Source organism: Saprospiraceae bacterium (assembly GCA_016717265.1).
In the GTDB taxonomy this organism is placed as follows: domain Bacteria; phylum Bacteroidota; class Bacteroidia; order Chitinophagales; family Saprospiraceae; genus Vicinibacter.
In genome coordinates this window covers 2,381,095-2,394,140 of sequence record JADKFX010000001.1, presented here as the reverse complement: position 1 = coordinate 2,394,140, position 13,046 = coordinate 2,381,095, and the positions used below count along the sequence as shown (strand labels likewise).

The window sequence follows — 13,046 nt, the reverse complement described above, 5'->3', positions numbered from 1 at the left end:
AATAGTATTCAAGAACAATAAATATATATACATGAAAATAATTTTTTTTATTAAATTATGCGCCCTAATAGCTGTTGTATTGATCAGTTCCGCATCAATTGCTCAATCAGGTAACTGTAAATGTGATTCGGTTTTTCTGGAACTGACTAAAAAACTTGAGGCTAACTATCTTGGTTTAAAACAACTTGAAATTTCCGGTGAGGGTGGTAACTATCAAGAAAGAAAGCTGGTGTACAATGCGAAATCGGGTAATATCCCATCAACTGAATGCACGTCATTTTTGCAAGAATTTTTAAATCAGTTTAAGGATGGTCATCTATTCGTATTTGAACGACCACAATATCCACCAAGCGATTTATCTTCTTTTAAAAGCAAAGTAATAAGTAACAAGATAGAGATAAATGAATTGATGACTCTGTTGGAAACCCAGAAGACTTATACGAATCTTGTTGGAATAGATGGGCTTATTGGTAAGTGGAGCGATGGAAATTCAGTGTTTACCATCTTGAAAGAGAAGGATGAATACAAGGCTTATGTTATAAGTTCGAAAGACACCTCTTCAGTTATTGGAGGATTGAAGGCTCACTTTAAAAAAAATCGGAACGGGTTTGGTGGAATACTATACTCTGCATCGTACCGTCCAAGTTATGTTACAGGTAATATATACAAGGAGGGAACCCTGATTGCTTTGGATGGTGGAACTTATTGGGGCAAAGTAGAATCTTCTTTTGCTCATGAAATTGGCATGATTAATAAAGAAAATGTTTTGCTACCTGCCATTACAAAACTTGATGATAAAAACACGCTTTTTTCAATTCCTTCATTCAACATGGAGGGAAAGCAATTTAATAAAATACTGGAGGAAAATTATGACCTCTTAATAAATACTACAAACCTGATTTTTGATATTAGAGGAAATACAGGCGGTAATGCCATATATCTTTCATTCCTTGATGCATATGCTACTAAGGATTTAGATGCCAGCCAGGGATTGGTACTTGCCTCAGAAGACACAAAACTCTACTTTGAAGTACAGGCTAAATTTGCGAAGGATATTTTTGGACCTGTTGTAGATCGAATTAGCAAAAATCCTGGTCAAATTGTGGATGGTCCACAGTATCCTGCTAAGAGTATTAAGCCACTTAAAACCAAAATTCAAAGGGTGGCAATACATACTGATAACGGTTGTATGAGTGCAGCGGAGTCATTCATCCTGCATTCAAAGAATGCAAGCAATAAAGTAATCACATTCGGAAGCCCAACAGGTGGTGTAATTGACTACACCAGTGTAAATACTGTTAAACTAAATTCATCGGGAATTCAAACTATTTATTTTGGCTATCCAACCAGTACCTGGCACAAACAGATTCCGGCTAATGGATACAACCGTACAGGAATAATTCCTGACGTTCCTATTAAAGATTTGGAAAAAGATAAAGTCAAATTCATTGTTGAACATTTATCGCATTAAAATGATTGAGCAGGCTGCAAGCCATGCACCCAGAATAGAAAAAACATGGAGGGCAATGATTCAATATAAAAGAATTTAACATACTTAAAATAGAAATCTATAATCTTTAAAACAATAGCATGAAACAAAATCCATTTTTAATGCGATTTCATATTCCAAGCAATACAATACTGATAAGTTTTATTGCTTTTATTTTTCAACATTAATAATAAATTAAATTCAAACACAATGGAAAGTAATTCACAAATTGTAATGCATAAACAGATCAATTATCTTCCGTTGATTTAAAAGGCAATTTGCAATTTTGAGATTTGAAATAGTTGATAACTAATAATTATGCACTCTGCAAGTGTGAGTTGTTATTTATGTTCAAAATGTATAAAATGTTTTTTTATACCATCAAGAGTGTTCCCGTTAGATTTTTAAATTATTTTAATTGGTTTGAAAACATATTTGCAGAAATTTAACAATAAAATAAAAAAATTAATCATGAAAAACTTTTTATTATTTAACTTATTGATTTTATTATCACCTTTTTTTGTAAAGGCACAGCAAAACAGTTTAGGCTTGGGTTTTGCATTTCAAACATTCACTAATGTGCCTGCAGAACCAGAGCATATTGGTCTCGTATTAACATTTGAAAATAAAATGTCAAAACATTTTTCATCCGGTCTCCTTGCAGGTTATTCTTTCAAAAAACTTACACATTATGACAGATCATTAAAATATTCAAGGACACTTATTACAGTACAACCTGAAATACGATTCTATCCTAAGGAAGTTTTTCGGGGATTTTATATTGGTGCCAATGTCTCTTACAATCATTTTTCTGAAAACTATATTAAACTTTATGAACCATCGCCAAACTTTATAAGTACACCAAAGAATTATTTTGGATTTGGCTTTTCATTAGGTGTTCAATCAAAAATTTCTGAAAAAATATTGTGGGGCTTTCATACATCTGGGAGCATAATCCCAAATCCAGGCGGAGTTGGGTCTGGCTCAAGATTTTTCGCAAATATAAATTTTAGTTACTTATTAAGAAAAACAAAAAAATGATCAGTGAAATTAATAATGTATAGTACAAGTAAGAATGTCGTCTTGACAAAAGAAAAATGGAAGGGTACAGCAATCAAGCTAATTATTGTTGGTTATTACCACATGAATCAAGAGGAAACAAAGAAATTTTCTGGATCAGTAAAAAAAACAAAGGAGGTTTTGAAATTGGAAAGGACAAACGGAAGTATGAAATTAAACTGGGTTTTTAGTTATATTTGGTGCACTTTATCCTGACGATTTAGACAAAATATAAAAAACACCAATATCAGCACTGCGCATGGCACCCAAGGTATTTATATTGAGAACCTGATAGGAAGTATTTTGGTGGAAGGGAGCGAGTATAAATTACCCCAAATACAAAAACCTGTTTCCATTACAAGATAAAAGACAGTGGATGAAAGGATGATAAAACTAAAATAAAAACTACCCCACAATGGACACGCTATGATTAAACATTTATATTATTAAATTATAATCTTGCTAAGCATAACATGTTTATTATATCATTCAAATCAGTGTATCATATAACAAATTTATAAAATTGTGTAACAACTATCATTAATAAGAGATTCACTTTTGCATTGTTGGGAAAATTCAATTCCATCATTAACTAAAATAAAATGAAGAAAGTATTCTATCTATAAGAAATTACCCACTACCATATCCAAACCGATTTAATCTTGCCTTTAAGCGACTTAAATCCTCTTTAAACGAATAAAATAAATTGAAATATACCGGAAAGGTAAATTTGAATCCATGATCAGTAACTTTAAGAATGCTATGTATTTTATTTTCCATTGGGAAACCTGGGATTGGCGCATTAAATATATTCCATTAGTTCCTTTCTGGATTTACTATTGTATCAAATCCGGTTCCTTTTGGTTTTTTACTCCTTCAAATCCCTCATTATTTTTTGGAGGATTTGATGGGGTGAGCAAAAAAGACATGTACAAGCATCTGCCTTCAAACCTGTATCCTAAAAGCATTTATATTTCGCCTGAATTCCCTTTTGAAGAAGTGTGTAAAACTTTCACAGATAATAACTTTAGGTATCCAATAGCAGTAAAACCAGAAATTGGAAGAATGGGCTTTATGTTTCGGAAAATTGAAACTGTTGATGATCTAAAACTTTATCATGCAAGGATGCCTGTAAACTATATTCTGCAGGATTTTATCAATTATCCGATAGAAGTGAGTGTATTCTATTATCGTTTTCCCGATGACAAGGAAGGAACTATTACAGGGTTATTGAAAAAGATATCGCTTCAAGTAACTGGTGACGGCAGATCCACACTGCTACAATTAATAACCGACTCTCCGAGAGCCAGGCAACGCATTGAAGAAATGAAATTGAAACACACGGATAAACTTAATAATGTAATTCCTCAAGGGGAAATATTTTGTTTATCCCATGCCCTTAACCTAAGCCGTGGTGGAAGACTTATTAATTTAGAGAAACAGAAAGATCAAAGATTATTAAAAGTATTCGATGACCTTAGTCATTATACAAAATATTTTTATTACGGACGCTATGATATAAAATGTGCTTCTATCGAAGACCTAAAACGTGGAGAAAACTATTCGATACTGGAATATAATGGAAGTGGTGGAGAGCCTCACCATGTTTATGGAAATGGCAATACACTTATTAAAGCTTGCAAAATTCTAATGCAGCATTGGGATATCATGTACAAAATTTCGAAATGTAATTATGACAAAGGCATTAACTATTGCAAACCCTATCAAGGTTGGAAATTTTTTAAAAATGCCAATAAACATGTTAGAATGTTAAAGCGATTAGATTCAGAATTTCCTGTTTCCTGATTAAAAAAGTTTATAATGGAACAAAAAAACATAGTGGAAGAATACCTGGCTTTTTTGAACAATCAGGCCTTTCCGTGTATTGGGGCTAAAACCGCCATTAGAAAACAACAATTAAGATGTATGATAGCCAGTAACATGGCTTGTTCCAAGGATGACCTAGCTATCTTACAATTTCTTTACGATTTTGTGGAAGATTACCGGAATTCATCGAGACCATTTCATAGTGCTGCAATTATATTTAATCAATCACAAATTAGCAGTGAAGAATTATTTGATGAATTATTATGGCACAGACTACAAGCACTTATAGAACTTGATAAGAAAAATTATAATTATGATAATCGTGTTAGTAATGATCCGGCATCACCATTTTTTAGCTTTAGTCTTAAAGAAGAAGCATTTTTTATTATTGGGCTTCATTCATCAAGCAGTAGATTAGCGCGTCAATTCAAATATCCAACTTTAGTTTTTAATCCACATTCCCAATTTGAAAAACTTCGGGAAACGAATCACTACGAACGCATGCAAACTGTTATCAGGAAAAGAGATATGGCATATTCCGGTTCTATAAACCCGATGTTAGAAGATTTTGGTACTTCTTCTGAAGTATATCAATATAGTGGACGCAAATACGATGCAGAATGGCGTTGTCCTTTAAAATTTAACAATAAAATTAAATGAACATAATTCAACCATGTAGTGGTGTTTCCTTTATTTTAACTCAAGGCCAACGCCTGAAAGTTATTGATTTAGAAGGCGAGCAGGTGTCAGATTTTATTTGCTATAATCTTAAAGATAAAGCAGAGTATTTATCTTCAGGAAGGACCATTGACTATGCAGAAACAATTTTTCTTACAAAAGGACATCCTTTCTATTCGAATCGGAGTAATGTAATGTTTGAAATTGTTGCGGACACAGTTGGCAGACATGATTTTTTATTAACTCCTTGTAGTGCAGAAATGTTTCGTATTACCTACGGGCATAATGAGCCTCATCGTGGATGTTTCGGCAATCTGGCTGCTGCATTAAAAGAACATGGAATAGGACCTGATGAAATTCCTGTTTGCTTTAATATTTTCATGAATGTAGCTGTGGATGGTAATACCGGAAAGATTTCCGTTTTGCCCCCCAAGAGTAAGGCTGGAGATTATATTATTCTTGAAGCAAAAATGGATTTAATCGTAGGCATGACAGCATGTGCGGCTGGAATGTCAAATAATTTTTCTTTTAAATCAATTGGTTATGGGATTCTACCTAAGTAGAAAAAAACCTAAATTTGTCAAGCTTTCTGAATAGCAGAAACTTTATCATGTTGAACTCTTCAGTCTTCGCAAAAATTTGTTCATCAGTTCTTAACACAAAAGTAGACAAGAACTGACGACGGCGGATCCATTAAAAAATCAAGCTTGATTTCTGATTCTTTTGATCACTATCTCCTGATCCGAGAAGATCATCCAGGAAATTTTGTCAATTTTTTGAGTCACAATGTGGGTTGTCTTGTCCTAAAATAGGTTTACACAAAAAAATGTCAAAATGGACAAAAAAATCATTTAAAAGACTGGTAAATATTTTACCAACGTAATAAAGCACAGGATCATTCAGGTACTCATGTCAAGCTAAAACACCAAGACGTATTTAATGTCAAGTCGTCTTTGATGTATGTCGTTACAAACTTGAATCCTAGAATTGTGAATTGAACTGGTTTTATTAACCTACTTTTATCTTGATTGATCGGTAAAAATAACTTTTCTTTCAAAAATAAGTACTTAGTGTTTCCAACTTCCCGTGCTTTCTCTTTTGTCTTTACATAAATGTTAAAGTCATCGGCATACCTTTCGAATCTAAGTTCATGTTTTGTCAACTCTTTATCCGGTTCATTGCATAATCCGGTTTATACTAGCTCTCCACCGCATCTCAACACAACATACTAACCCAATAATGGCAATGTAAACTACATGTACAATATCACACCTACGGTTCATAATCAGAAAAATACCATATTCAATTATAAACTTCTGGAAACGAAGTCGAAAAAGCAATAGAGTTCCCTCTAACCATAGAAATTTACTAAATTTGTGTTGAACGACTCAAAATATTGATATATATGAGATCAATAAATGAAAGTAGAATAAATGACTTACCGCATAGCTCGCACCATAGCTTGTCGGTTTCGTTCAACTTGAAAAGCTGACGAAGTAAGCCGTCAACTTTCCTTAGAGTTTAGTGGCAAGCATAAACAACCACCGACTGTAACTTTATCGACCTTAATTCGCCAAATGATAATTACGAATAACTATAATCACAATGACTGTAAAAATAAATAATCTTTCAAAAACTTATCCTAATGGTGTAAAAGCTTTGGACAATCTTACTTTGGAAATAAATCAAGGTATGTTTGGACTTCTTGGGCCCAACGGAGCAGGTAAGTCATCATTAATGCGGACACTTGCAACCTTACAAAGCCCTGACGCGGGTAATGTATTTTTTGAAGACATAGATATTTTGAAAAATCCAATGGAATTAAGGAAAATTTTAGGGTACTTACCACAAGAGTTTGGTGTATATCCCAAAATGTCAGCAGTGGACTTGTTGGATTATTTAGCAACGCTTAAGGGCATTGCATCGAGACAAGAACGAAATGAATTGATAAACCAAGTATTGGAAATTACAAACCTCTATGATGTGCGAAAAAAAAATGTAGATGGATATTCGGGTGGAATGAAACAACGATTTGGCATTGCTCAACTGTTACTCAACAATCCCAAACTGATTATCGTGGATGAACCTACGGCTGGTTTAGACCCTGCTGAAAGAAACCGATTTTTAAATGTTTTACGAGAAATTGCCAGCTCAAATATTATCATTTTCTCAACACATATTGTAGATGACATTAAAGATTTGTGCAATGATATGGCAATTATGAATGGAGGTAAAATATTAAAGAAAATTAAACCATCGGACGCAACAAAGGAAATAGAAAATACAATCTGGACAAGTAATATAAGCAGAGAAAAAATTGAAGAAATGGAGCAACGGTTTTTGGTGCTTTCTTCCAAATATAACCAAGATAATTCAATAAATATAAGGGTTTATGCTAATGAACAACCATTATCTAATTTTGCATCAGCAACGCCCAATTTGGAGGATGTTTATTTTATTGCATTGAAAAACAACCTTGAAAACTAAAATAAATGTATTTTACAATTTTCAAATTTGAGTTAAAGTATTGGTTAAGAAATTGGTCGTTTTATACTTATTTATCCAATTTCTTTTTAATGGCAATGCTGAGTATGGCAGGTGCTGCGGGTGCATTTGGCGAAGGCAGCGCTGCTACCGAAAATATGGCTAATTCGCCAATGAGCATTTATGGGTTTACCAACTTTTTCAATAAACTTCTTTTATTCCTAATACCTGCAATTGTTGGCAGCACTATTTATAAAGACTACAAAAGCAACTTTAACGGCATATTACATACGTATCCATTTTCTAAAACCGATTATTTATTTGCCAAGTTTACAAGTGCGTTTTTGATCGTTTCTTTAATTGCTTTTGCAGTAGAAATAGGATTAATAATTGGAACAAAACTGACGACAGTTAATCCTGTACAATTACTTCCTTTTGATGTAGTACCTTATCTGCAAACGTATTTCATGTATTTAATTCCGAATTTATTGCTATTTAGTATTGTCGTTTTTTCAATCGTGCTGCTTAGTAGAAATATTTACACTGGTTTTATTTCCATTGTTTTGATTTGGCTTCTTAAAGAAATAGCCATTCGATTGGTTGGCGCTGAAGGCTTGGCAAATTCGCTGATAGATCCTTTTGGCGAAAGTGCAGTACAATATTTTACACGATATTGGGCAGTAGTAGAACAAAATACTCTTTCCTTACCATTGCAGCCAATTATTTTTATAAATAGGCTTTTATGGATATTTATTGGATTCATTATTTTTACAGCAACCTTTCGCTGGTTTTCTTTTAACCAAAATCCATTTTTAATTAGTTTAAAAACTAAAAATAGTGAAAGCGAAACTAAAGACAATTTTGGAAACATTATCAAAATAGATTTAATTAAACTGAAATTTGATTTTTCGTTTTTTCAGCAGATAAAAACCTCGTGGAAATTATCACAAACTGATTTTATTTTTATTATAAGAAATGGTGCTTTTATAAGTCTTGTTATTGCAGGTGTAATCTTTATTGCAGCAATTTTATTGCAAATGAACCCACAAACAGACACTAAAACACTACCCGTAACTTGGGTAATTTTAGGCTTCCCTGTTTTCTTTTTTTCTTTTCTTATTCAAATCCTCACCTTTCTTTACGCAGGCATTTTAGTTCATCGAGCAAAACAATCTGGCATTTCTGATTTAATTTCAGTTACATCTGTTCCAAATTGGGTGTTCCTATTTTCAAAATTTTTAGCATTAGTTAAAATGCAATTATTACTACTTTCGTTGATAATGGTCGCAGGTATTGTAATTCAAATAAATAGCAATTATTATCATTTTGAAATTGGGCATTATTTATTTGATTTATTTACTATTCATCTGATTGGTTTTATTATTTGGGCTTTCATTTCTTTGTTGGCTCAATCAATATTTAGCAATATTTATTTGAGCTTATTCCTGCTAATTTTGGGTACATTAGGGATTTCACAACTGCCATCTTTGGGTATAGAAAATTTTGTTTTTAGATTTAATGAAAGCCCTAGTGCTGATTTTTTTCTCAAATATTCAGATATGAGTGGCTACGGACATTCCCTAATTCCTTACTTCTTATATAAATCATATTGGTTGATTTTCGGATTATTTTTGTTTTGCATTACCCTAATAGTATGGCAAAGAGAACTCACAAATTCTGTCATTGAAAGACTAGAAATTGCTAAAAAAAGGTTTAGCGGCAAGTTGGCATTTATATCAATTGCACTAATGACAAGTTTTCTATGCTTTGGTTTATATCTTTTTGAAAAAGAAAATAATCCTGATAACAAAATTATCTCTGCAAAAAATGAGACTACTTTCTTAACTCAATTCCAAAAGAAATATGAGAAATACAAGCATACTAAACAACCAAGAATTACAACTGTCTTCGTCAAATTAGATATTTTCCCTGAAACTAATTCATTCATTGCAAAAGGAGAATACACACTCATAAATAAAACTGCTCAAACCATTGATACACTTTTAATAAAAATGGGTTATGACGAAATAACCACACTTTTGTTTGATACAAAAGCTACGTTAATTGAGGAAGATACAATTTCTAAGTTTTGTATTTATAAACTCGATAAAGGCATTAAACCCAATGACAGCATCAACTTAAACTTTACAGTTAAAAATCAAAAGAATACGCTTTTAACTCAAAATTCTAACATCTTAAAAAATGGAACTTTCCTGAAAAGTGATATTTTCCCCCGATTAGGATATTTTGCCAACACAGAAAAAAAGATGCCTACCGATAGCACCTATATTGCTAATCATTATCAAAGTATAGATGCTGATTTAATAAATTTCGAAGCAATTGTGAGTACAACCTCAAAGCAAATTGCTATTACATCGGGCAATTTGATAAAGGAGTGGTTAGAAGATGGCAGAAGATACTTTCATTACAAAATGGACAAACCCATTAAGTTTGTTCTTGGCTTTAACTCTGGTGAATTTGCGGTATTGAAAGAAAACTATAAGGGAGTTGATTTGCGGGTTTATTACCACCCAAAACACATTTATAATATCCAGCAAATGCTGGATGGATTAAAATTTTCATTAGACTATAATACATTTTATTTTGGGCCGTATCAACATAAACAAGTTCATATTATCGAATTTTCAAGGTCGGAAGGTTCATATGCTACTACTGCTGGTAACTGTATTCAAATTTCCGAAATGCGTTTTATTAATGATACATGTGATATAAAAGAAGGTGGTATTGACCTTTCATTTTACGTAGCAGCGCACGAACTTTCGCATCAATGGTGGGGAAACCAAGTCATACCAGCTGATGTATTAGGAGCAACAATGATAACGGAGAGTGTAGCTGAATATATTACTGCAAAGACTTATGAAATAAAATACGGTAAACAAAGTGCGTTAAAGTTTTTGCAGATACAGTGTAACCGATATTTATTGGGCAGGGCAAAGGAAACAGAACAAGAACCACCGTTATATTTAGTAAATCCTGAGCAGTCTCATATTTCTTATGGAAAAGGTGCAATTGCCCTTTATACATTAAGTGAATTTATTGGTGAAGAAAAACTAAATAATACATTGAGGGAATATTTGGATAAAGTTAAATTCCAACCACCACCCTATACAACATCTTTGGAAATGCTTGATTATTTGAAAAAAGCAACACCAGACAGTTTACATTATTTAATTACTGATATGTTTGAAAAAACCGACAAAGAAAAACTACTAATGTACTTTGACAAAGTTATTGACCGAAATAATCCCAGCCACTAATGACAGGTTTGGCAAAAGTGGCGATTCAATGCTCCGCAGACACATTTGTGGTAATCAATCATTAAGATAAACTAAAAATAATAGCACTTTTGGAGACTTCAACCAAATATGGTTGATTCAATAAAAACAGGCAGGCATAACAGTACCAACAAGAAATTGGCGGTTCAGTGGTTATATTAAGCTATCTTCTATCCTATCAAGGAACCAATTCTGGTTTTTATATAATTTGATCAATTGCTAGAAATTCAGATCATATAATGTGTCATTCAGAACATATGAAAGTATTATAAATACGAATTATTAAACCACTTATAATTTTAGCTTGTGAAAAGATTCGTAAAAATGATGGTGGTTTTGAAAAGGAACTCAGCTTCAATTTAAAATTTCTTGTAATGATAAAATTTGTAATTTGTATACTGCTTAATTGCTATATATTGGTATTTTCATTATCCAGCCAAATAAACTCATTAGAGAACATTGAGCAGTTAGATAAAGGTGGATTGAAAAAGACTTTAGGTGGTTTTTTTAAAGACTTCTATTCATTTGGAGATCCATTCCAATTAGGAGGGGGACTATCGATCAACATGCGATCCTATGATGCGATTGGAGGTCCTTTGCGACAAGATCCTTTCTTTTATACTATCAATGCAAATGTCAATGTGAAAATCTACCAGATCGATCTTCCATTTTCCATGGTGTTGACTGCAAAAAATAGCAGCAAATCTTATCCCAGCTTTTCGGATCTGAAAGAATCTTTAAAAAACAACATCAACAACAGAAAGAATGGTTTCGCTAGAATAGGAATCAGCCCCTACTATAAATGGGCAAAGTTGCACCTGGGCCACCGGTCTATGAATTTTTCAAAGTACACGATGAATAACCTGAATTTTTTTGGTGCTGGAATGATGCTGGAACCCGGAAAACTTAGAGTTGGTGCTATGTATGGAAGGATTGCAAAAGCAGAACCCATTAATTTATCATTGGTTACCCCCAACCTCCCCGTTTATCAGCGAATCGGATGGGGAACGAAGATTGGATATGGTGACGACAAAGCTTCTGCAGATTTAATTGTATTCTCTGCAAAAGATGATGATCAATCTATAGACATTCCTGCCAGTTATTCAAAACAAATAAGTCCGGAAGCAAATCTGGTAATCGGAATACAACTTCAAAAATTATTCTTTGAAAAATTTAGAGTCAAATTCGATTTTACCAACAGCGGAGTATCCCCTAACACGCTCGATGCCAATGCAAGTGACAAAAGTATTACGAATTTTTTATTGAAGAAGAAAACCACCAGCTACTATGGCAATGCATTGGAAGGTTCTGTTGGATATGAAGGCAAGACCTTTAATGCCGGCATTTCACTCAACAGAATAGATTCCGATTTTGAAACATTCGGAGCCTATTTTTTTAACCGCGATATCATGGACATTCAGGCATTTACAAATTTTGGATTGCTTCAAAACAAACTCAATACGTCTCTTAAATTCGGCACACAATCCAACAACCTCGATGGCAGTAAACCCACTACTACTACACGATTAATTTACGACATCCAAACTGCCTGGTCTGCTGAAAAACTAAATGTGCAGACAAACTACAGCAATAATTCTTCTACTGTTACGTATGTCCTCAATCAGCAATTGGATTCTTTAAATGCTGCAATCGTAACGCAGGACTTGGGAGTTAATGTAAGTTATACCTTGCCGTTCAAAAGTCGACATCAACATGTGGTTTCTCTTAATGGGAATATGCAGGATGTCAGTGACGACATAGAAAAATCGGTCAGCGCCACCAGTTCAAAGTTATTTTTAGCAAATGCCTCTTATCTGTTTAAAACAGGAAGTAAATGGTCGTTTACTTTCCGCGTAAATTATAATAAAAATGAGGTTCAGGGTGTAAGTTTAAATAGAACCGGTTTTGGGGGAGGATTCAAAAAGGAATTCTTTTCAGGTAAGTTATCCTTGGGTAGTAACGTAAATTATTTCCAAAACAAAAATGCCAATGGAGCTAAATCAACTAATTTGATCGGGCAATTAAATTCAGGGTTTCAGGTATTTAAAGGAATGCATATCCAATGTTCCTGGGGCCTATTGACAACCAAGGCAGATAATAGCGTCAAGTTTACCGAAAACACTGGAAATCTGGGTCTTCAATACAACTTCAATTACGCTCCGAAATCCAAAAAATCAAAGAAGTAAATTTTATCTTTCATAAAGTTTAAAAGA

Annotated in this window: 9 protein-coding genes; 8 read left to right on the top strand and 1 reads right to left on the bottom strand. The window is 33.2% G+C overall.

Annotated elements, in window-relative coordinates; all coding sequences use genetic code 11:
• The first annotated feature begins 31 nt into the window (after positions 1 to 31).
• The 5 genes from IPO86_09135 to IPO86_09115 all read left to right on the top strand — a co-directional run bounded on the left by IPO86_09135 (position 32) and on the right by IPO86_09115 (position 5,616).
• Entirely contained in the window at positions 32 to 1,471 is a 1,440-nt protein-coding gene (locus IPO86_09135; GenBank protein MBK9728266.1) for a hypothetical protein, read from the top strand.
• Between the two features lie 489 nt (positions 1,472 to 1,960).
• On the top strand, positions 1,961 to 2,530 hold the full coding sequence (locus tag IPO86_09130; protein MBK9728265.1) for a DUF3575 domain-containing protein: 570 nt from the start codon (positions 1,961 to 1,963) through the stop codon (positions 2,528 to 2,530).
• Positions 2,531 to 3,286: 756 nt separating this feature from the next.
• Positions 3,287 to 4,354: a hypothetical protein gene (locus tag IPO86_09125; GenBank protein MBK9728264.1), complete on the top strand. Its 1,068-nt coding sequence runs from the start codon at positions 3,287 to 3,289 to the stop codon at positions 4,352 to 4,354.
• Positions 4,355 to 4,369: 15 nt separating this feature from the next.
• Positions 4,370 to 5,035, top strand: a complete 666-nt coding sequence (locus IPO86_09120; protein MBK9728263.1) for a YqcI/YcgG family protein — start codon at positions 4,370 to 4,372, stop codon at positions 5,033 to 5,035.
• Positions 5,032 to 5,616: an urea carboxylase-associated family protein gene (locus IPO86_09115; GenBank protein MBK9728262.1), complete on the top strand. Its 585-nt coding sequence runs from the start codon at positions 5,032 to 5,034 to the stop codon at positions 5,614 to 5,616. The genes IPO86_09120 and IPO86_09115 overlap by 4 nt, the downstream gene beginning before the upstream one ends.
• Before the next feature lie 344 nt (positions 5,617 to 5,960).
• On the opposite strand, the gene IPO86_09110 is transcribed toward IPO86_09115, so the two are convergent.
• Complete coding sequence (locus tag IPO86_09110; GenBank protein ID MBK9728261.1) at positions 5,961 to 6,215, bottom strand: hypothetical protein; 255 nt, start codon at positions 6,213 to 6,215, stop codon at positions 5,961 to 5,963.
• Positions 6,216 to 6,658: 443 nt separating this feature from the next.
• Here IPO86_09110 and IPO86_09105 point away from each other — a divergent pair, with 443 nt between their 5' ends.
• The 3 genes from IPO86_09105 (at position 6,659) to IPO86_09095 (ending at position 13,019) form a co-directional block, all read left to right on the top strand.
• Positions 6,659 to 7,540 (top strand): ABC transporter ATP-binding protein, encoded by an 882-nt coding sequence (locus IPO86_09105; GenBank protein MBK9728260.1) that lies wholly within the window; start codon positions 6,659 to 6,661, stop codon positions 7,538 to 7,540.
• A gap of 341 nt (positions 7,541 to 7,881) precedes the next feature.
• Positions 7,882 to 10,815, top strand: coding sequence for a hypothetical protein (locus IPO86_09100; protein MBK9728259.1), 2,934 nt, complete (start codon positions 7,882 to 7,884; stop codon positions 10,813 to 10,815).
• A gap of 392 nt (positions 10,816 to 11,207) precedes the next feature.
• A complete protein-coding gene (locus tag IPO86_09095; protein MBK9728258.1) occupies positions 11,208 to 13,019 on the top strand; it encodes a hypothetical protein in 1,812 nt (603 codons plus the stop codon).
• Positions 13,020 to 13,046: the final 27 nt, after the last annotated feature.